Source organism: Flavobacterium sp., from assembly GCF_024710485.1.
GTDB lineage: Bacteria > Bacteroidota > Bacteroidia > Flavobacteriales > Flavobacteriaceae > Flavobacterium.
In genome coordinates, this window is record NZ_JANJUQ010000006.1 from 1 (window position 1) to 18,750 (window position 18,750).

General features: G+C 38.2%; 22 protein-coding genes. 6 read left to right on the forward strand and 16 right to left on the reverse strand.

Going from position 1 to position 18,750, the window contains the following annotated elements:
• Window positions 1–186: 186 nt before the first annotated feature.
• Window positions 187–1,419, reverse strand: coding sequence for an FtsX-like permease family protein (locus Q0M21_RS00780; RefSeq protein WP_295333473.1), 1,233 nt, complete (start codon window positions 1,417–1,419; stop codon window positions 187–189).
• Between the two features lie 4 nt (window positions 1,420–1,423).
• Here Q0M21_RS00780 and Q0M21_RS00785 point away from each other — a divergent pair, with 4 nt between their 5' ends.
• Complete coding sequence (locus Q0M21_RS00785; protein ID WP_295333315.1) at window positions 1,424–2,635, forward strand: DUF1343 domain-containing protein; 1,212 nt, start codon at window positions 1,424–1,426, stop codon at window positions 2,633–2,635.
• On the opposite strand, the gene Q0M21_RS00790 is transcribed toward Q0M21_RS00785, so the two are convergent.
• From Q0M21_RS00790 to Q0M21_RS00800, 3 genes are read right to left on the reverse strand one after another with little or no spacing between them, the layout of a single operon-like run.
• Window positions 2,620–2,856, reverse strand: coding sequence for a hypothetical protein (locus Q0M21_RS00790; protein ID WP_295333318.1), 237 nt, complete (start codon window positions 2,854–2,856; stop codon window positions 2,620–2,622). The two genes, Q0M21_RS00785 and Q0M21_RS00790, sit on opposite strands and share 16 nt — an antisense overlap.
• A gap of 40 nt (window positions 2,857–2,896) precedes the next feature.
• The gene (locus Q0M21_RS00795; protein WP_295333320.1) at window positions 2,897–3,289 is read right to left on the reverse strand and encodes a PH domain-containing protein; all 393 of its coding nucleotides are present in this window, start codon (window positions 3,287–3,289) and stop codon (window positions 2,897–2,899) included.
• Window positions 3,286–3,780 (reverse strand): YkgJ family cysteine cluster protein, encoded by a 495-nt coding sequence (locus Q0M21_RS00800; protein WP_295333476.1) that lies wholly within the window; start codon window positions 3,778–3,780, stop codon window positions 3,286–3,288. Before Q0M21_RS00800 ends, Q0M21_RS00795 begins: the two co-directional genes overlap by 4 nt.
• 148 nt (window positions 3,781–3,928) lie before the next feature.
• Between Q0M21_RS00800 and Q0M21_RS00805 the strand changes: the two genes are divergently transcribed.
• Window positions 3,929–4,627 carry a bifunctional 2-polyprenyl-6-hydroxyphenol methylase/3-demethylubiquinol 3-O-methyltransferase UbiG gene (locus Q0M21_RS00805; RefSeq protein WP_295333322.1) on the forward strand — a complete coding sequence of 233 codons (699 nt, stop codon included), beginning with the start codon at window positions 3,929–3,931 and terminating at the stop codon, window positions 4,625–4,627.
• Between the two features lie 84 nt (window positions 4,628–4,711).
• Here the strand turns inward: Q0M21_RS00805 and Q0M21_RS00810 are convergent, their stop codons facing one another.
• The 11 genes from Q0M21_RS00810 to Q0M21_RS00860 form a co-directional block, all read right to left on the reverse strand.
• On the reverse strand, window positions 4,712–5,872 hold the full coding sequence (locus Q0M21_RS00810) for an aminotransferase class V-fold PLP-dependent enzyme (RefSeq protein WP_295333324.1): 1,161 nt from the start codon (window positions 5,870–5,872) through the stop codon (window positions 4,712–4,714).
• A gap of 63 nt (window positions 5,873–5,935) precedes the next feature.
• Entirely contained in the window at window positions 5,936–6,337 is a 402-nt protein-coding gene (locus Q0M21_RS00815; protein ID WP_295333326.1) for an energy transducer TonB, read from the reverse strand.
• A 51-nt stretch (window positions 6,338–6,388) separates the two neighbouring features.
• The gene (locus Q0M21_RS00820) at window positions 6,389–6,793 is read right to left on the reverse strand and encodes a DUF2059 domain-containing protein (RefSeq protein ID WP_295333328.1); all 405 of its coding nucleotides are present in this window, start codon (window positions 6,791–6,793) and stop codon (window positions 6,389–6,391) included.
• Between the two features lie 31 nt (window positions 6,794–6,824).
• Window positions 6,825–7,592 (reverse strand): energy transducer TonB, encoded by a 768-nt coding sequence (locus tag Q0M21_RS00825; protein WP_295333331.1) that lies wholly within the window; start codon window positions 7,590–7,592, stop codon window positions 6,825–6,827.
• A gap of 2 nt (window positions 7,593–7,594) precedes the next feature.
• The gene (locus Q0M21_RS00830) at window positions 7,595–8,227 is read right to left on the reverse strand and encodes a 7-carboxy-7-deazaguanine synthase QueE (protein WP_295333333.1); all 633 of its coding nucleotides are present in this window, start codon (window positions 8,225–8,227) and stop codon (window positions 7,595–7,597) included.
• Between the two features lie 124 nt (window positions 8,228–8,351).
• Window positions 8,352–10,013: a tetratricopeptide repeat protein gene (locus Q0M21_RS00835; RefSeq protein WP_295333335.1), complete on the reverse strand. Its 1,662-nt coding sequence runs from the start codon at window positions 10,011–10,013 to the stop codon at window positions 8,352–8,354.
• Window positions 10,014–10,023: 10 nt separating this feature from the next.
• Window positions 10,024–10,947 carry a PstS family phosphate ABC transporter substrate-binding protein gene (locus Q0M21_RS00840; protein WP_295333336.1) on the reverse strand — a complete coding sequence of 308 codons (924 nt, stop codon included), beginning with the start codon at window positions 10,945–10,947 and terminating at the stop codon, window positions 10,024–10,026.
• A gap of 232 nt (window positions 10,948–11,179) precedes the next feature.
• Window positions 11,180–11,977 (reverse strand): energy transducer TonB, encoded by a 798-nt coding sequence (locus Q0M21_RS00845; protein ID WP_295333338.1) that lies wholly within the window; start codon window positions 11,975–11,977, stop codon window positions 11,180–11,182.
• 30 nt (window positions 11,978–12,007) lie between these two features.
• The gene (locus Q0M21_RS00850) at window positions 12,008–12,571 is read right to left on the reverse strand and encodes a biopolymer transporter ExbD (protein ID WP_295333340.1); all 564 of its coding nucleotides are present in this window, start codon (window positions 12,569–12,571) and stop codon (window positions 12,008–12,010) included.
• An 18-nt stretch (window positions 12,572–12,589) separates the two neighbouring features.
• On the reverse strand, window positions 12,590–13,219 hold the full coding sequence (locus tag Q0M21_RS00855) for a biopolymer transporter ExbD (RefSeq protein WP_295333342.1): 630 nt from the start codon (window positions 13,217–13,219) through the stop codon (window positions 12,590–12,592).
• 31 nt (window positions 13,220–13,250) lie between these two features.
• The gene (locus Q0M21_RS00860) at window positions 13,251–14,072 is read right to left on the reverse strand and encodes a MotA/TolQ/ExbB proton channel family protein (RefSeq protein ID WP_295333345.1); all 822 of its coding nucleotides are present in this window, start codon (window positions 14,070–14,072) and stop codon (window positions 13,251–13,253) included.
• Between the two features lie 382 nt (window positions 14,073–14,454).
• Between Q0M21_RS00860 and Q0M21_RS00865 the strand changes: the two genes are divergently transcribed.
• From Q0M21_RS00865 to Q0M21_RS00880, 4 genes are read left to right on the forward strand one after another with little or no spacing between them, the layout of a single operon-like run.
• Window positions 14,455–15,972, forward strand: a complete 1,518-nt coding sequence (locus Q0M21_RS00865) for a helicase HerA-like domain-containing protein (RefSeq protein WP_295333358.1) — start codon at window positions 14,455–14,457, stop codon at window positions 15,970–15,972.
• Complete coding sequence (locus tag Q0M21_RS00870; RefSeq protein ID WP_290874954.1) at window positions 15,972–16,340, forward strand: DMT family protein; 369 nt, start codon at window positions 15,972–15,974, stop codon at window positions 16,338–16,340. The genes Q0M21_RS00865 and Q0M21_RS00870 overlap by 1 nt, the downstream gene beginning before the upstream one ends.
• Window positions 16,341–16,347: 7 nt before the next feature.
• A complete protein-coding gene (locus Q0M21_RS00875; protein WP_295333365.1) occupies window positions 16,348–16,797 on the forward strand; it encodes a DUF4440 domain-containing protein in 450 nt (149 codons plus the stop codon).
• Window positions 16,798–16,808: 11 nt separating this feature from the next.
• Window positions 16,809–17,174: a cupin domain-containing protein gene (locus tag Q0M21_RS00880; RefSeq protein ID WP_295333368.1), complete on the forward strand. Its 366-nt coding sequence runs from the start codon at window positions 16,809–16,811 to the stop codon at window positions 17,172–17,174.
• Between the two features lie 143 nt (window positions 17,175–17,317).
• Here Q0M21_RS00880 and Q0M21_RS00885 read toward each other — a convergent pair whose 3' ends face one another.
• Window positions 17,318–18,658 (reverse strand): NAD(P)/FAD-dependent oxidoreductase, encoded by a 1,341-nt coding sequence (locus Q0M21_RS00885; RefSeq protein WP_295333371.1) that lies wholly within the window; start codon window positions 18,656–18,658, stop codon window positions 17,318–17,320.
• Between the last annotated feature and the right edge of the window lie 92 nt (window positions 18,659–18,750).

The window sequence follows — 18,750 nt, forward strand, 5'->3', positions numbered from 1 at the left end:
AACCTTTTTTTGACTTTTTTTTAAACCACTGATAATATGATTCTTGTAGCCAATCTTTTTGCAAATCTTTACAAATACAAAACAAAAGTTAACTGTTTAGCCCCGATTGAAGAGGCTACCGCGTAGCCCGAAAAGCGGGAATGCAGACCGCAAATAAAGCCCGAGCCTTTCGCTACAAAAGAAAAATTATTCGAAACGGATGGATTTTGACGGTGTGATTTTGGTAATGATATAAGAAGGAATGAGCAAAACCACCAAACAAACTACAACAGTTCCGATATTGAGGAGCAATAGATAGAACAGGTTGATGTCGACCGGCGCTTCATTAACATAGTAACTTTCCGGATTGAGTTTGATGATGCCGAAGTATTTTTGAAGCAATAGTAAAGTCAACCCGATGCCATTACCCCATAATAAACCTCTGCCGATTAAGTAAGCTGCATTGTAGAGGAATATTTTTCGGATGGACCAGTTGTTGGCGCCGAGTGATTTTAGGATACCGATCATTTGGGTTCTTTCTAAAATGAGGACCAAAAGCGCTACTACCATATTAATAGTTGAAACAGCAATCATGACAATTAAGATGACCAATATATTAACGTCGAAAAGTTTTAGCCATTCGAAGATGTAATAGTATTTTTCGACTATAGTTTGGGAATCGAGTGTAGAAGAGGTTTCTTGATACACTTCTTGACCTTTTTGCTCGATTTGGGTAAAATCGTTAACAAAAACTTCGAAGGCGCCGACTTCATCGGGTTTCCATTTGTTGATTCGTTGCACATGGCGAATATCGCCAATAACATAAGTAGCATCGAATTCCTGAAAGCCGGAATTGTACACACCTACTATTTTAAAATTGCGAAGGTTATAACCTTCGCCGTTTTCTTTCATGAAATAGGTTACGAATGTATCGTTGTTTTTTAAGCCTAATCGATTGGCCAGGTATTGCGAGATTAAAACCTCTTCATTGAGATTGCTTTTGAAATTGGGCAATCTTCCGGCCACCAAATATTCCTTTAGGTTGGCTGTATCGTAGTCGGCGCCGACACCTTTAAAGATGACACCTTCAAAAGCGGTTTCGGTTCGGATGATTCCGGCTTTGCTGGCTACAGCTTGAATGTGTGCAATACCATCGACCGAGGTGAACTTAGGATAAAAGTTTTGCTTTTTAGAAACCGGTGTCGTACTGACATCCGAATTGTTATCGTTATAACCTGAAATAATAATATGTCCGTTGAAGGCTGAAACTTTTTGGCGTATCTTTTGTTGCAAGCCCATACCGGTAGCTATGGAAACCATCATCATGATCATTCCGAGTGCTATGGCGGTAATGGCAATTTTTATTATTGGCGCGGATATACTACTTTTATGGTCTTTAGTAGTAATGAGTCTTTTCGCTATAAAATATTCTAATTTCAACGGTATGATTTCAAATTTGGTGTTCAAAAATACAGTTTTATTCTCGGTTTTGCTAATGGTTTCGTGTGGCAGTCAAAAGGGAGAAGGCATAAGGGATAATGCCGAAGCTACTCTTCCTAAAAATGTAAAAGTCGAGGTTCAAACCGGAGCCGACAACACAAATGCATATTTACCTTTACTAAAAGACAAAAAAGTCGGCATCGTAACCAATCAAACCGGAATTCTTTCTGACAAAACCCATGTAGTCGATTTTCTTTTGGCACAAAAAGTAAACGTTCAAAAAATCTACGCCCCCGAACACGGTTTTCGCGGCACAGCTGATGCAGGCGAATTGATTAAAGACGGCAAAGACACCAAAACCGGCTTGCCGATTATTTCACTATACGGCAACAACAAAAAACCCAAACCGGAACAATTGGCCGGTATAGATATTATGGTTTTTGATTTGCAAGATGTGGGCGCAAGATTCTACACTTACATTTCTTCCTTACATTATATTATGGAAGCTTGTGCAGAAAATAATATTCCGTTGCTGGTTTTGGACAGGCCAAATCCTAATGGCAGTATTGTTGACGGACCGCTATTGGAAAAAGAATATACCAGTTTTGTGGGTATGCATCCTATTCCGTTGCTTCATGGAATGACGATTGGCGAATACGCGCAAATGATTAACGGCGAAAAATGGTTGAAAAACGAGGTTCAATGTCAGTTGACTGTGATTCCGTGTTTAAATTATAATCGAGAAATGCCGTATTCCTTGCCCGTGAAACCATCGCCGAATTTACCCAACGACCAAGCCATCAATTTATATGCGAGTTTGTGTTTGTTTGAAGGGACGAATGTGAGTGTAGGCCGCGGCACTGAAAAGCAATTCCAAATTTACGGCTCACCGTTTTTACCGAAAAGTGACTTTAGTTTTACACCGGTGCCGAATTTCGGCGCCAAAGAACCGATGCACAAAGACCAACTTTGTTATGGCGAAGATTTGACTCAAATTAAAAAAGTAAGCCGATTGGAACTAAAATGGCTGATTAAAGCCTATCAAAATACAGCGGATCAATCCAAGTTTTTTAATGATTTTTTTACCAAATTGGCCGGGACTAAAAAACTACAGCAACAAATTATGGCCGGGACTTCGGAGGCAGACATCAGAGCCTCTTGGCAAAAAGACCTCGAAGTTTTTAAAGCCATGCGGAAATCTTATTTACTGTATTGATTTTCCTTTTGCATCAGCGATTTGAAAAAAGAGAACATTAAATAAAGTACACAAAACAATCCGGAAAGCAATCCGAACAAGAATATTGAGAGCATAAACACTTCGTACATTTGGTAGGGCAAAGTATTTTGCGGTTCATCCGAGTCTAACCAATAGCCAACAAACGACAGAAAAAGGGAAAAGATATAAATCAGTATCAGGTAACGGGCTACTTTTTTCATAACGCTTCTTTTCTATCAAAACGAAAAAAGCGTCAGTTTATTATAAGGTCACCACAATATTAGGATTGATGCTAAGCAAGTGCGCTATAAAAGCCGATCGGTCTTTAGGCGAAATCAGGATTTCATCGTATTTATTGTAAACAATGGCAATTCGATCCAGCGATAAAGCAGGCGAACTGAGTGGATTGTTGGTGCGGTATACTTTTTTAATCGAATGGATGTCGATTTTGGTAGTCCAAACTTTGAGTTGTTCGCCTACTATTTTGTATTGAATAGACCAAAACATGAAAAAAATTAAAATTAACAAGCCAAAAAACACCAACGACATCAGGTAATCTTTGTTGACTATACCTTCTATTACAGGATAACCGAAAAGCCCTCCAATAAGGATAATCAACCACCAATCGATTTTAGATTTGTACACTATCGTCATAACGGTAATTTTTTCTTCATTTCTTCTACTATGTTGTAAGCTGCCGGACAAATGGCGACATTCTTCAACGTCAAATCTGAAATTTGTTGGAATTTCTTTCTGTCGGTGTGTGGGAACTCGCGACAAGCTTTCGGGCGAACGTCATAAATCATACAGTAATTTTGGGCATCTAAAAACGTACACGGCACGCTTTGCAATACGTAATCGTTATCTTCGTCTATGCGCAAATATTGGTCAATAAACTGTTGTGGTTTCTGCTTGAAATGTTTGGCAATTCGCTCGATATCAGCCAAAGTAAACAAAGGCCCGGTGGTTTTGCAACAGTTGGCACAAGTCAAACAATCCGTTCGTTTAAACTCGGCTTCATGCAAATCCTGCATCACGTAGTCTAAATTTTTCGGTGTTTTCTTTTTCAGCTTATCAAAATACTTTTTGTTTTCGATATGCTTATCTTTGGCTAACTTTTGGATTTCGTTTAAGGAAGGCTTCAAACTCATACCGCAAAATTAAATAACTTTGAACAAACCACCTGTAAAAACATTCAAAAACTCAGTATCTCAGCAACTCAGTCACACAGTAACTCACTTATGACACGAGCGAAGCGACTGCATTTGACCTTTAAAATAAGATTAACAACAAATGAAAGATTTATTCGGCCAAGCCATACTTGATTACCAAACCCAAAATGCTCCGGAAGATTTGATTACGGAAACCAGCATTTCCGAAGCCGATGAGATGAGCGTAGCCTATTTGTTTCGCACGTATCGGGAAATGCCGAAAATCGAAAAAAAAGCGCTCCAACTCGCCAAAGGCAAAATCCTCGATGTAGGTTGCGGTGCCGGCAGCCACAGTGTGTACTTACAACAAAAAGGGTTTGAAGTAACGGCTATCGATATTTCGCCAAAAGCCATTCAAACTTGTCAGTTGCGCGGTGTAAAAGATGCTCGCATACAACATTTGTTGGAGTTGGAAAACGAACAATTCGATACCATACTTTTACTCATGAACGGCACGGGAATCTTCGGAACCTTAGCTGAAACCTCTAAATACTTGCAAAAACTCAAATCGCTTTTAACGCCTAACGGCCAGATTCTAATTGATAGTTCCGATATTATTTATATGTTCGACCAAGACGAAGACGGCGCTTACATAGTTCCGGCAGATGGCTATTACGGCGAGCTGACTTTCAACGTAAGTTATAAAGGGCAAACTGAAGACACTTTCCCTTGGTTGTATCTCGATTACAACACCCTGCAAAATGCCGCGCATGCCAATGGTTTGCAATGCGAATTGCTGCTCGAAGGCAATCATTTTGATTATTTGGCGAGACTTCTTTAGGAGCTTAATCCGGCTTTGCGTTCCAATCTTTTTGTTTTTAAAGTAAAAACAAAAAGGATTTCCACTCCAATCCGGGCTAGGAATTTAGCGTGCAATCAAATCCGTTGTTTTCAAGATATCTTCTAAAGCACGGTACAACACCTCTAAATCTTCTTGAGTATTGTAGGCATTAATCGAATATCTTAAATACACTTTGTCGTTCAACGGCATCACCGGAATTTGAATTTTGTATTGATCATAGAGCAAATCTTTCAACTCGGCGGGCTTACTTGTTTTTACCGGAATGCTGGCCATTTGCCCTAAAAATTCGGAAGTAATCGGTGCAATGGGTTGTGTTTGGAGTAAATCGCAAAAGCGTTGGTAATTCTCGAAAACGATTTGTTTACATGCTTCCGATTTGGTTTTCCAGTCATTTTCTTTTAAGAAGTTGATAACCGTAGGCGTACACAAAAAAGCTGAATGGTCGTTGGTACCTTGGTATTCGTGGTAATCTAAAAACCGACTTTCACCGGGCGCCAAACTTTCGTAACCCCAACTCACTACCAATGGATCAATATCGTCTTGGAATTCCTTTTTCACATACAAAAACGAACTGCCTTTAGGCGCCAACATCCATTTGTGCAAAGTGCCGGTATAGAAATCCGGATTTAATTCGGTTAAATTTAAATCAATATGACCGGGAACGTGAGCGCCATCGATTATCGTAATCAATCCTAACTCTTGCGCTTTATCGCAAATTTCCTTCACCGGAAAAATCAAAGCGGTTGAACTCGAAATGTGATTTAAAAACACCACTTTGGTTTTACTGGTGTAGCCTTTCCAAAATTCTGCTATGATTTGTTCTTTGGAAACTACAGGCAAGGTTATCGGTTGACGGACATACTTCACGCCTGATTTTTCACAGTAAAAGTGCCACGTTCTGTCCATAGCACCATACTCGTGATTGGTTGCTAAAATTTCGTCTCCGGGTTGCAATTGCAAACTGCGCATTACGGTATTGACGGCAACAGTAGGATTGGGAACAAAGAAAAAGTCTTTTGGGTTACAGCCAATAAACTCCGCTAAAGGCGCTTTGGCTTGCTTGAGGTAAATCGGTAATTTTTTTTGAATAAAATGAACCGGATCTAATTCGAGTTCGCGTTGGAATCGTTGGAATTCGATAAAAATGGGTTGCGGACAGGCACCAAAAGAACCGTGATTTAAAAAGGTAATATTAGAATCTAATAAAAATTGGGAAGTATTCATGTTTTTTGATTGATGATTAAAGTGTAAAAATAAAAAATCCCAAAACAAGTTTGGGATAGTCTATTAATTTCGGGTTACATTTATTGGTAAAGCATACTGACAACGAACCGGAACATTTTTCTGAGTGGCCGGTTTCCATTTCGGACAATTGAGTAAAACTCTTTTGGCTTCTTCCGCCGTACCGAAACCGCAATCTTTCAAAACCTTCACTTCAGTTACTGAACCGTCTTTTTCAATTACAAATGACACAATTACCCTACCGCCGAAAAAATCTTTATTCTTTGGAACTTTGAAGTTTTGACCAATATATTTGTAAAACTCTTCCATTCCGCCCTGAAATTCAGGCTTTACCTCCAAAGTCATTAAACTATAGGTTGATTCTATTGTTTCTGTTGGTAAGTTTACTTCTTGCGCCTTTGCGAATAAAGCCGAACTAAAAAGCAGGATTGTGTAAATGATTTTCATGTCGCGCCTGTTACTTTTTCCTAAAGCTCATAGGAAACTTGATTTCTATTTTTACTGCATATACTTCATCACCAAAGCCTGCATTTCGCCTTGTAAGGCCACCATGCTTTCTTGAGATTTTTGGGCTATGATTTCAGATTTCTCGGCCATTTTCTTTCCAACCGGGCTGTTGTAAAAAGCCAACATCGCTTTGATATCTTCTTTGGTGTATTCTTGAATGTACAACTCTACTGTAGCATCACTAACTTTTTTTATTAAAGCATCAAATTCCACTACAAATGCGGCTTGCTTTTCTTTGGGAATCATACTTAAAACTTGCTTTTTGGCAGCAGCCATTTGGCCTGAAGCGCCGCTCTTTTCGATTACTTGTTCAACCTCTGCTTTGGAGGGTTTGTCTTGTGAAAAAGCGAATTGTGTGGCCAACACTAAAACTAAAGTAAATAGGATTTTTTTCATTGTATTGAACTTTAAAATAATGGTTACTAATTTATCTGGACATGATTGATATAGGTAAAGAATAGAGCACTCTGACTTTTTTACCCAATTGTTCCCCCGGAATCCATTTCGGACTGGCTGTCATTACCCTTATGGCTTCCTCTTGTGTACCATGACCGATGTCTTTAATTACTTTGATGTTTGCAATGCTTCCGTCTTTTTCAACTACGAAGGTTACAAAAACTTTACCTTGCAATCCTTTAACATTCGGCACTCTGAAATTTTTACTGATATATTTATAAAACTCTTGGAGACCGCCTGGAAAATCGGGTTTCTTTTCAACTCCGGCGGTATTGTAAAGATTATTATCTTCCGTAAGATTATTAACTGTTGGTGTTTGATCGTGTGGAACAACCGTTAAAGGACTGGACTTTTCTTTTGTGGCAAAGGTCATAGGGTATTTTATTTCGATGCTTACCGGTTTACCACCACGCTTAGCCGGTTCCCATTTCGGGCACAATTTCAATACTCGTATCATTTCTTTAGCCGACTCTGTATCGAGCATTTGAACAATCTTGATCCCACTTACATTGCCTTCCTTATCTATAGTAAAAGCAGCAACCATCGTACCTTCTTTGGTAACTTTTTTATAATCGAATTCCTCACTAACAAAAGCGCCAAAGTTTTCCAATCCGCCACCTTTAAATTTGGCTTCAATTAAATCACCAGATAAGTACACTTCATCTTCACCATCCACTTGGGCAAAAACGAAAATCGGAAAAAGAAGTGCCAATAGATATTGGCAAAAAAGTTTGGTCATTGCTATGGGATATTTAAATATTTATGGGTTTGCAATGACACTCTCCATTTAGGGTTTTTCATTACATAATCTACAATCAACGGCGTCATTTCTTCTTTTTTGCTCCATTCGGGTTGCAGGAAAAGAATAGCATTGGGATTGACTTTAGCCGCTTGTTCCTCGGCAAAAATAAAATCGTGTTTGTTGTAGATGATTACTTTAAGCTCGTTGGCTATTTGATAAGCATCAGCCACCGGTAGTTTGTTCTTTTTAGGCGATAAGCAAAACCAATCCCACTGTCCGGAAACAGGATACGCTCCTGAAGTTTCGATGTGTACCTTTCGGTTTTTTTCTTTTAACTTTTTGGTGAGTAAAGTCATGTCCCAAGTCAGCGGTTCTCCACCTGTGACCACAACAGTATCGGCATACTTTGAAGCATTTTCAACTATAGCATCCGTTGGTGTAGGCGGGTGTAATTCGGCATTCCAACTTTCTTTTACGTCACACCAATGACAGCCCACATCACAGCCACCGATTCGGATAAAATAAGCGGCGGTTCCGGTGTGAAAACCTTCTCCTTGTATGGTATAAAATTCTTCCATCAACGGAAGCATTTCACCCTTATCTACGGCGACTTGTATTTCTTTTGACAACATAATTAATTTCTAACGGACAAAGATACTTATTTTAGAAGAGAGTTAATTTGAAAAAATGAAATGACAAAATAAAAAAAACCGTCTTTCAAAAAAGACGGTTTTGTATCAAAACTTTTATCTGATATTATTTCAACAACTTCAATGATTCGGTTGCGTAGTTGTTAGTTGGATCTAAAGCTAATGTTTTGTTGAATAGTTCTTTGGCTTTGGCTTTATCTGTATTGGCAAAGTGTGCAGCCATATTGTTGTAAGCTTCAATAAATTTAGCTTTGTTTTTAGTGATTTCGGCCTCTCCTTTTGCAGTTACAGTATCTATATACAACTGATAATTGGCAGCCATAACTTCGTCATTTTGCAACAAGTTATTTGTTCTGGCTTTAAAGATATAAGCATCTGCCGTATTAGGTGAAGCGGCAATTACATTTCCAAAAGCAACATCTGCTTTTTGCAAAGCAATTGGATCCGGTTTAGCCAAATCTTTACGAGTGTTATCATAATAAATGGCATTCCCTAAATAAAAATTATCAATCAAATAATTTTTGGACGTTGGTACTGAAACCGCAACTTCAAATACTGCAGCTGCAGCACCAAAAGCTTTTTGGTCGTATAACTTTTTCCCCAATTCGTTTAATTCGTTTGCCACTAAAGGCTCCGTTGATACAGCTCTTTTGATGTCTTCAATAGCAGAAGCTAATAAAGTTGGATCAACTGATTTGCCATCTTCACTGGTTCCTTTTTTGATTTTGGCTTGTCCTAAGTAAACAAAATCCCTTGGAATCACCTTGTTAGCCGTATTAGCAGTATAATCTTGTAATGCTTTTATAGCGGCATCAATATTTCCATTTTCATAAGCCGAATACCCTAAATATCTCAAAATTCTCGGATTCACGCCATCAATTTCTTTCATCTTATTGGCTTCAACCTCTAAGGCTTTGTAATCTTTAGCCAAAATCAAGAAGTCGGCATGACGCATACGAGAGGTGATGGAATAATCGGTCAAACTCATGTATTTTTCATAAAAACCTAAGGCTTTCTGGATGTTTTCTGTATATGTTGAAGGTACATTATTTCCCCACAAATAGTAAGTCTCTGCTAACTCACGGTAAACCGGTCCGTAATTCGAATTGATTGCGATTACTTCGTTGTATGCTTTAACAGCTTCGGTATAAGCTTTGGCACCTTTTAACAAAACACCCAATTGCATTTTGGCTCTTAAAAGCGTGTTGTCAGCTTGGTAAGCATTTCTGTAAGCTACATAAGCATCGTTTTGATTTTTGTCGCCGTAGTAAGCATCTCCTAAAGCCAATTGTACTTGAGCGTCATTAGGATTAGCGAGTTTTGCTTTGTTTAAGATCTCGATTGCGGCTTTGTAATTCGGTTTGTCCGCATTCATATAAGCACGAGCAATATAAATGTACTCTTCAATATCTTTCTTTTTCAAATCTTTGGTTACTAAATCAAACTTGGCTTTAGCCGCTGCCAAGTTATTAGCATCTAAATCCATTTGACCTAAACCGATATTGTTGAATTTAGCGCCTTCAGTCGCTGTTAATCCTTTTTGGAAGTAAATAGTTGCTGAGTCGGCAATGTTTTGTTTTAGATAAACATTACCCAACAAGAAAGTAGCTCTACCATTAGAAGGTTTAGCTTGTATTACAGATTTCAATAACGATTTAGCCTTTTCAAATTGTTCAGCATCAATAGCCTTTTTCGCTGTTTCTAAATCCTGTGCATTTGCAACTGTGGTTGCCACTAACGCTAAGCTGAATATTTTAAACTTTTTCATCTTGCAATTTTTAATTTTTATCTTTAGTTATTTTGTTTCGTATCACGATTTTTCTGGTAGGTACGCGCTCCGGAACTAAGCCTGATTTTAGAATGATTCGCTGTCCTCTTTCGCCACCCAGGAAGGAAGCAAATCCCATTCCCAAGCCAGAATATCCTTGACAATTGACGATGTACAAATGACGTGCCAAAGGGTATTTACCTTGAGCAAGATTGTCTTGAGTAGGAAACTCAAATTGGGCTGAGTCAATTCCTTTCACGCCTAAAACATTGACTTTATCAACAGTTTCTTGTAAATCCAAAGGCGGTTGAAAAATCCAGTTGATTCCGATTACACCAATCATTCCTTCATTTTCTGCTACATATTTTATTACTTCCTGATTGGTTTTGAAGGAAAATATATTTTTTTGATTATTTACTGAAACACCTGCCAAATCCGACATATATCTTACCGTACTGGAATTAGCGTTATCAAACACCAATCCTTTAATGTTACCGGAAGGAGTTCCTTTGATAAAACTGATTACTTCTTGCAAAGCTATCAAAGTATCATTAGACGATTTGCTTCTTATTAAGGCCACAGCATCTGTAGCAAAAGGGGTGATTTTAGGATTAATCTTTTTAGATTGGAATACTTTCAATTCCTCTTTGGTCAAATCTCTGGTTAATACTGCTATAGTGGCCGTATCGTTAAACATAGCATTCAAAACTTCATTTTCCGATTTGGGCACCAAGTGTAACTTGGCATTGTATTGGGTTTCAAAAACAGCTTCTTCATCTTCGATAATGGGTAAGATAGACTCATCTACATAAATAGTAGCCTTCCCTTCAATAATAGAATCCAATTGACCTTCTCCCTTTTTTTGACAGGAAAAGACAAACAGTAAGGCTAACAGAAAAAATCCGGTTATGGTTTTGGCTACTCTATTCATCATCTGAAGTGTTTAAACTTTTTACCTGAGTTATAAAACGTATAAATCCGAAAATTATTATCAAACAACCCACTATGAGTTGTAAATTATTAGGCAAATTAAGTTTGAGTTTATCCCAAAATAAAAGGAGTAATCCCAACGCACAAAAAGCCAAAAAGTTCAATAAGCTAATAACGAGAAGAAATCGCTCTTTAAGCGATTTCTTCTTGAAATTTTGAATGAATTTTGAAATCATTTATTCAGGTTTTGGTAAAGAAATTGGTAAGGAATATAATACCCTTACTTTTTTTCCATTCTGTTCACCAGGAACCCATTTAGGACATTTCTTCAATACTCTTTCCGCTTCTTTTCCGGTGCCGTAACCAGCATCTCTAAGTATTTTGATGTCAGTAAGTGAACCGTCTTTTTCTACAACAAAACTAACAAACACTTTTCCTCCAGGGAAATTTTCATCATCTACAGGCTGGAAATTTCTTTGAATATAAGAGTAGAATTTATTAATACCTCCCGGAAAATCCGGTTTCACCTCGATACCTGCTGTATTGTAGATGTTGTTATCTTCTTCTACAACTTGCTGTACCGGTCCTGTTCCCGCATCTTCTAACGTTAAAGGCGCATCAGGATCTCCTTTGATGGTTTCGTCACCAATTTTTTTATCCTTGATTTCTTCCATCTTAGGTGGTTCTTCAACAATCTCCTCCGATTTAGCCACTACAGGCTTAACGAATTTCACTTGGTCCACTTTTGGTGGCGGCGGTGGAGGTGGTGGTAAATCTTTAGGTTGCTCTTCTTTTGGAGGCAACTTAATTGTCACAATTTTTTTATCCAAACTAACATCTTCATCAGAGCTGTCAGGAATCAAATCGGCAATCAACGGAGAAGCCACTGCTAATCCGAAAATTGCAGCTCCTATCAGTAGTGAACGCAAAGTAGTTTTGGGGTTTTCCTTACGCAACTCATAGGCTCCATAAGCTTTGTTACGTCCCTCAAAAACGATGTCTATCCACTGTCTTTTAAATAAGTCTAATTTCATTTTTTTACTTTTAAAGATTAGTACAAGACATTACTTGTTCATTTCATCTACTAGTTTTTGCTCTTCAGGAGTAATATCATTTACAATGGCATAAGTAGGCACATTGCAAATTGCCATTTCATCTAAGATATCAACTAAGTTTCTGTAGGTGGCTTTTTTGGTAGGTTTGATGATGACTATCATTCCTTTCTTACTATCACCCGTGGCTTGTGGAATCGAAGCAACTCTTTTTAAAATTTCTTTTCTAATTCCGTTTTTTCCGTATACTGCATCGGTTGGTGATCCTCCCGGTTCAGGACTTTCTAACAAACCATGAAACCATTTAATCTTATCGTCTTTACCAAGTATAATTGTCATTGTTCTTACTTGGTCAACCTTTATTGGCTTTTCTTTTGTTTTATCTTCTTCTTTATCCGGCAAACCTAAATCCATAGATTGTGGCTTTGAAAGTGACGTGGTCAACATAAAGAAAGTAATCAACAAGAACGCTAAATCCACCATAGCGGTAAGGTCTACCTTGGCATTGGATTTTTTACTTCTTACTTTTTTACTGCCTTTTTTGCCACCGCCGTCGCCGGTATTTAATTCAGCCATTTTATACTGTTATTAATATTAATAATCTTTTCCTCTTAAACCAGTAACTAAATTAAAGCTATTGATTTTTTGGTCCTGTAGAATATCCATCACTCTTTTAATTTGAGGATATAACTCTTTAGCATCGCCTTTGATAGCAAATTGAAGTTCTTTATCAGCTCCTTCATCAATATTTGCTTTTCTAGCGCCTTGTATCCAATCTTGTAATTGATTGTTGATAGAATCACAAGGAATACCGGATTGTACTCCTTTTTTCACTCTATCAGAAGCTTTCATGGCCAGCAATTGTTTCAAGCCTTCTACCGGAACACCAAACTCATCCACTAACGCGAATTGGGCTTTTTCTTCCTCTGTAAAAGTCAATTTATATTTCTGTGCCATGTAATCCAAAGCTCCTGAACGGATAGCTCTGTCTTTCATTCCAAAAAACACTTGTTCTTTTCCTTCACTTTTCCCTACAGTAATCATTACTAATCCGGTTTCCGGCAATTTAGTTTGTACTGTAGAAGAAGGCGTGTCTACCGGTAACGGCTCGGGCGCTTTGGCAGTAGCTGTTAGGATAAAGAAGGTAAGTAAAAGGAAAGCCACGTCACACATCGCCGTCATGTCGATGGAACCTGCTGCCTTATGCGATTTTACTTTAGCCATTATCTTCTTTTATTTTTATAATTCGTTAGAATTATGATTTTAAACTTCCTCTGAATTTTCTGTAAGTGTTCACGATGGTTGAACCTGCCTCATCAATAGAGTAAGTTAAAGTGTCAATTTTAGAAGTAAAGAAGTTGTAAGTGATGATTGCTAAAGCTGATGTAGCGATACCTGTAGCCGTGTTAATCAAAGCCTCAGAAATACCGTTTGCTAACGCAGCCTGATCTGGTGTGCCAGCAGTTGCCAAAGCACCAAACGCTTTAATCATACCGGTTACAGTTCCTAATAACCCAGCCAAAGTTCCTAAAGCTACTAAAGTTGACAAGATAGTCATGTTTTTCTCTAACATTGGCATTTCCAATGAAGTAGCCTCCTCGATTTCTTTGTGGATAGTTTCAGAAGCTTCTTCGCTTGTAAACCCTTCTTTTTTAACTTCTTGGTATTTTACCAAAGCTGCTTTGATAGAGTTAGCTACAGAACCTTGTTGTTTGTCACAAGCTACAATAGCATCATCAATGTTTCCTGCTTTTACACTTGCTTGTACGTTTCTCATGAAAGTATCTAAGTTTCCTTTACCACCTGCTTTAGTGATTACAAAGAAACGCTCAATTGAGAACACAATTACCATCAAAAACAATCCCATCAAAACCGGTACGATTGGCCCTCCTTTATACACCATTGCTAAATAATTACCCGGTAGCGGATGGCCTGTATTTACGCCTCCTTCAAAGTTAGCGCCATTACCCATTATAAATTGCCAAATTATCCATCCTACAAAAATACATGCTACAATGATAATTCCTGACATCATCCCTAAACCGTTTGAACCAGATTCTTTTTTAACGTTTGCCATTTTTTTAAATTTTAAAAGTTTTAAATAAATTATAAGTTTTAGTTGTTAATAAACTTGAATGGTAGCAAATTTAATTTTTTACTCGAAATAAAAAAATTTTTTTAGGTTTTAATAACATATACCAATTGGTAGATTTTTAAGGGCATTCCGCAGTTTTAAAACAATAATTACACATTAGATAAAAATAAGTCTAATTTTCAAGGATTTAATCAACCTTTAGAGATATAACGTGAAAAATGTTAAAAAAGTATTTCCGTAGAAACTTTATTTAACAATTATAAAATTTCAGTTACTCTTTTTAGTCAACTGAAAACAATTAACATTTCATCCATTTAAAAAAAATACCTTATTTTGTTTTACCTTTATACCAATAAGATTTCAAATGACTACAACAACTGAATTTTCAAAATACATAAACGAAGGATACAACTTTAAAGGTCAAAGCATTACATTAGGCGGCGCCATACTAAATGGTGAAGCTTTGACGAATACATTGGTTAAAGTTCCTTTAAAAACATTAAACCGTCACGGACTCATAGCCGGAGCGACCGGTACTGGAAAAACAAAAAGCATTCAAGTCCTATCAGAACAGTTGTCCTCTTACGGAATCCCTGTGTTAATGATGGACATTAAAGGGGATTTTTCCGGAATTGCTAAAGCAGGTGAAGAAAAGCCTTTTATCACAGAACGTCACGCTAAAATCAATCTTCCCTACCAACCCGATAGTTTCCCGGTAGAATTGCTGTCGCTTTCCCAACAAAATGGCGTTAGATTAAGAGCTACTGTCTCTGAATTCGGCCCTGTTCTATTCTCCAGAATACTCGATTTGAACGACACTCAAGCCGGAGTAGTAGCGGTGATTTTTAAATATTGTGATGACAAACAAATGCCTTTACTGGATTTGAAAGACATCAAAAAAGTCATCAACTACATCACTGAAGAAGGCAAAGGTGAAATTCAAGAACACTACGGCAAAATTTCAACTTCAACTACGGGTATCATCCTAAGAAAAATAATCGAATTGGAACAACAAGGTGGCGATATTTTCTTTGGCGAAAAGTCGTTTGAAATAGACGATTTGATGCGCATCGATGAAAACGGCAAAGGCTACGTAAACATCCTTCGTTTAACCGATATTCAGGACAAACCCAAGTTATTTTCGACCTTCATGCTGAGTTTGTTAGCCGAAATTTACCAACAAATGCCGGAAAAAGGCGATGCAGATCAACCGGAATTAGTAATTTTTATAGACGAAGCGCACCTGATTTTTAATGAAGCCAGCGATGCCCTACTCGACCAAATCGAAACCATTATCAAACTGATTCGCTCCAAAGGTATCGGCGTGTATTTCATCACCCAAAATCCGATGGATGTTCCGGCCAGTGTTTTGGCGCAATTGGGACTGAAAATCCAACACGCTTTGAGAGCCTTTACTGCCAAAGACCGCCAAGCCATCAAACAAACCGCCGAAAATTATCCTATTTCCGATTATTACAAAACAGACGAAGTGTTGACGTCTCTCGGAATCGGTGAAGCTTTTGTAACGGCTTTAAACGAAAAAGGAATTCCCACTCCGTTAGCAGCCACTATGATGCGCGCCCCTGTGAGCAGAATGGATATTCTAACTGATGCAGAAATAGCGGAAATCAATGCCAAATCAAAGTTGGTTAAAAAATACGCTGAAGCCATCGACCGCGAAAGTGCCTACGAAATGCTAACGCAAAAAATTGAAGCCGCCAATCAACAAGCGGAGATTGAAGCCGAGACAAAACAAGAAGACAGAAAAAGCAACGAGCCGAGCACTGCGGAAGTTATTGGAAAGTCTGTGACTAAAGTAGTAACGAGCGCTACTTTTATTCGTGGCGTATTCGGAATTTTAAACAAATTGTTCCGCAAATAATGAAGTCATTTTTAACCATAGGTTTGTTAGTGCTGTCCAATGTTTTTATGACCTTGGCTTGGTACGGACACCTCAAATTTAAAGAGTTGAAATGGTTTGAAAACGCCGGATTGATTACCATCATTTTAATCAGTTGGGGATTGGCTTTGTTTGAATATTGCTTTCAAGTGCCGGCCAACAAAATTGGTTTTCAAGGCAACGGCGGACCGTTTTCACTGATGCAATTAAAAGTCATACAAGAAGTGATAACCCTTGTCATTTTTGTAATTTTTTCGCTGCTGTTTTTCAAAAACGAAACCTTTCGATGGAATCATGCTGTGGGTTTTGTTTTCTTAATATTGGCCGTGTATTTTATCTTTAAAAAATAATCAAACTATGAAAAAAATAGCCTTAACGCTCTTAACGGTTGCCTTTTTTAGTTGTAACAAAAAAGAAGTTGTAACCCAAGTTGATTTAGAACCTTTTAAGAAAGAAGTTTTAAAAGCGGAAGAAGATTTCAAAACCATGGCGCAAACCAAAGGTATCCCTGAAGCGTTTTATACGTTTGCCGACAGTAATGCGGTCATTAAACGCGAAAACGACACGCTGATTATCGGCAAAGAAAACATCAAACTGTACTACAGCGATCAAAAATACCAATCGGCTAAAGTAAGTTGGACACCCATTCATGTTGATGTTTCCAACGATGGCACCATGGGTTATACTTACGGCAATTACGTTTGGTCTATCAAAGATTTCCAAGGCAAAGAACGCGAATTCAAAGGCGTTTTTCATACCGTTTGGAAAAAACAAAAAGATGGTAGTTGGAAATATACTTGGGATTAATTTAAAAGACTATGAAAAAGTACTTTACCCAAAAAGCACCTTTTGTGGTGCCAACCACAGATGGAAAACTAATAGAAGAACACCACGGGAAAGCAGCTACTGCTAACAATAATATATCTATTGCCCACATGATTGCGCCGCCGCATTGGAGCGAGCCTTTTCAAACGCCTGAGTTCGACGAATACACTTACATTATTTCAGGGAAAAAGCAGTTTATTATTGAAGATGAAACCGTAATCTTGGAAGCCGGTCAATCAATCAAAATTGAAAAAAATACACGAGTGCAGTATTCCAATCCGTTTGAGGAACCTTGCGAATATATTGCGATTTGCCAGCCGGCATTTGATTTTACGAAAGTACATCGGGAAGCAGAATAAGCCCTAGCCCGGATGGCAGCGGCATCCTTTTTACGTCAGTTCGAGTTTTTGTTTTGTTTCTCGAGGCATTCGAGAAACAAAACAAAAGTATCGAGAACAAGTAAAAAGATAGAGCGCACAGCCGGAAATAGCTCCTAAAAAAATTACTTCAGTAAATCAATGATTTTGTTTTCGACTTCTGCACTATTCCACTTTTCTTCAATATTCGGCATTTGCATGATTTGTTCCATGATTTGATTCTGGAAATCGCCTATCGCCAGAGCTTCGGAATAGGGTTGCAAACTAAAGGTAACGCGACTGTACAATGGCATCCATTTGTCGGGATGCTTGTCGGAGAACCATTTTTCGATTTTCTTTTGCAATAAGAAGTTGGAATCGGCGGTCTTAGTACTCATTTCAATGAAATTGCGCAGCGACAATTCGGCTATAGCATCAGCATTAGGTTTACGCGACTTTTGGTATTCGGAGAAAATGGTTTGCCAATCGTCACCATACTTTGTCATCATTTCATTCAACACCGTAATGTCTTCAAAACCAGCATTCATACCGTGCCCGTAAAAAGGCACTATGGCGTGAGAAGCATCGCCTATCAAAGCAACCTTGTCTTCAAACGTCCAAGGATAACACTTCATGATGGCCAAATAACTGGTTGGATTCTTAAAGAAATCACGCACCAAATCCGGTATCACTTCCTTAGTATCCGGAAAATAATTGGCGAAGAAAGCCACTAAAGACGCTTCATCTTTTAATTGTTCAAACGAATTTTCGCCTACAAAAGGCATGAACAATGTACAGGTAAAACTGCCGTCTAAATTCGCTAAGGCCATTAGCATAAAGTTACCGCGAGGCCAGATATGCAAAGAATTTTGGTCAATTTTATGTGTACCGTCGGAATTGGCCGGAATGTGTAATTCTTTATAACCAATTTTCATGAACTCTTGCGAGTAATCAAACATGCTTTGGCGTTGCATTCGATGGCGAATTCTGGAAAAAGCACCATCGGCTCCAAAAACTTTATCGTATTGCAAATCGGTCCACTCGCCTTTCTCCGTTTCGCCCATATGCAACGTGGCTGTAGATAAGGTTACGTCCCAAATTTTATGGTTGAAGAAGAATTCCACGCCTTCTGCTTCCGCCAAGTCAATCATTCTTCGATTTAAAATACCACGAGACAGGGAATAGATAGCTTCGCCGTCTTTGCCGTAATATTGGTAATTGAGTTTGCCGTCTTTTAAGTGAATGGCTCTTTTGTCTACAGGAATTCCGATTTTCCGAATCTCATCATCCAAACCCACATCCGCCATAGCTTTCCAACCGCGATTGGACATCACCAAATTAATGGAACGTCCTGAAAACTCGACCGTTCTAATATCCGGACTTCTGTCAAAAACATGTACGGTATGTCCTTGTCTTTTAAGATAAATTGCCAATAATGTACCAACTAAACCGGAACCGACTACTGCAATTTTTTGTGGAGTTTGCATGAAAATTTTAAAAAAAAGTTAGGCAAAATTACTGAAATATTACGGAAGTAAAACCCAGAAACCCTATTTATTTGGTCAAAATCATAAAATTT

What these genes read in the sequence shown, in the direction of transcription:
- Q0M21_RS00785 (WP_295333315.1), top strand. Translation starts at nt 1,424, where the DNA reads ATGATTTCAAATTTGGTGTTCAAAAATACAGTTTTATTCTCGGTTTTG.
- Q0M21_RS00790 (WP_295333318.1), bottom strand. Translation starts at nt 2,856, where the DNA reads ATGAAAAAAGTAGCCCGTTACCTGATACTGATTTATATCTTTTCCCTT.
- Q0M21_RS00795 (WP_295333320.1), bottom strand. Translation starts at nt 3,289, where the DNA reads ATGACGATAGTGTACAAATCTAAAATCGATTGGTGGTTGATTATCCTT.
- Q0M21_RS00805 (WP_295333322.1), top strand. Translation starts at nt 3,929, where the DNA reads ATGAAAGATTTATTCGGCCAAGCCATACTTGATTACCAAACCCAAAAT.
- Q0M21_RS00810 (WP_295333324.1), bottom strand. Translation starts at nt 5,872, where the DNA reads ATGAATACTTCCCAATTTTTATTAGATTCTAATATTACCTTTTTAAAT.
- Q0M21_RS00815 (WP_295333326.1), bottom strand. Translation starts at nt 6,337, where the DNA reads ATGAAAATCATTTACACAATCCTGCTTTTTAGTTCGGCTTTATTCGCA.
- Q0M21_RS00820 (WP_295333328.1), bottom strand. Translation starts at nt 6,793, where the DNA reads ATGAAAAAAATCCTATTTACTTTAGTTTTAGTGTTGGCCACACAATTC.
- Q0M21_RS00825 (WP_295333331.1), bottom strand. Translation starts at nt 7,592, where the DNA reads ATGACCAAACTTTTTTGCCAATATCTATTGGCACTTCTTTTTCCGATT.
- Q0M21_RS00830 (WP_295333333.1), bottom strand. Translation starts at nt 8,227, where the DNA reads ATGTTGTCAAAAGAAATACAAGTCGCCGTAGATAAGGGTGAAATGCTT.
- Q0M21_RS00835 (WP_295333335.1), bottom strand. Translation starts at nt 10,013, where the DNA reads ATGAAAAAGTTTAAAATATTCAGCTTAGCGTTAGTGGCAACCACAGTT.
- Q0M21_RS00840 (WP_295333336.1), bottom strand. Translation starts at nt 10,947, where the DNA reads ATGATGAATAGAGTAGCCAAAACCATAACCGGATTTTTTCTGTTAGCC.
- Q0M21_RS00845 (WP_295333338.1), bottom strand. Translation starts at nt 11,977, where the DNA reads ATGAAATTAGACTTATTTAAAAGACAGTGGATAGACATCGTTTTTGAG.
- Q0M21_RS00850 (WP_295333340.1), bottom strand. Translation starts at nt 12,571, where the DNA reads ATGGCTGAATTAAATACCGGCGACGGCGGTGGCAAAAAAGGCAGTAAA.
- Q0M21_RS00855 (WP_295333342.1), bottom strand. Translation starts at nt 13,219, where the DNA reads ATGGCTAAAGTAAAATCGCATAAGGCAGCAGGTTCCATCGACATGACG.
- Q0M21_RS00860 (WP_295333345.1), bottom strand. Translation starts at nt 14,072, where the DNA reads ATGGCAAACGTTAAAAAAGAATCTGGTTCAAACGGTTTAGGGATGATG.
- Q0M21_RS00865 (WP_295333358.1), top strand. Translation starts at nt 14,455, where the DNA reads ATGACTACAACAACTGAATTTTCAAAATACATAAACGAAGGATACAAC.
- Q0M21_RS00870 (WP_290874954.1), top strand. Translation starts at nt 15,972, where the DNA reads ATGAAGTCATTTTTAACCATAGGTTTGTTAGTGCTGTCCAATGTTTTT.
- Q0M21_RS00875 (WP_295333365.1), top strand. Translation starts at nt 16,348, where the DNA reads ATGAAAAAAATAGCCTTAACGCTCTTAACGGTTGCCTTTTTTAGTTGT.
- Q0M21_RS00880 (WP_295333368.1), top strand. Translation starts at nt 16,809, where the DNA reads ATGAAAAAGTACTTTACCCAAAAAGCACCTTTTGTGGTGCCAACCACA.
- Q0M21_RS00885 (WP_295333371.1), bottom strand. Translation starts at nt 18,658, where the DNA reads ATGCAAACTCCACAAAAAATTGCAGTAGTCGGTTCCGGTTTAGTTGGT.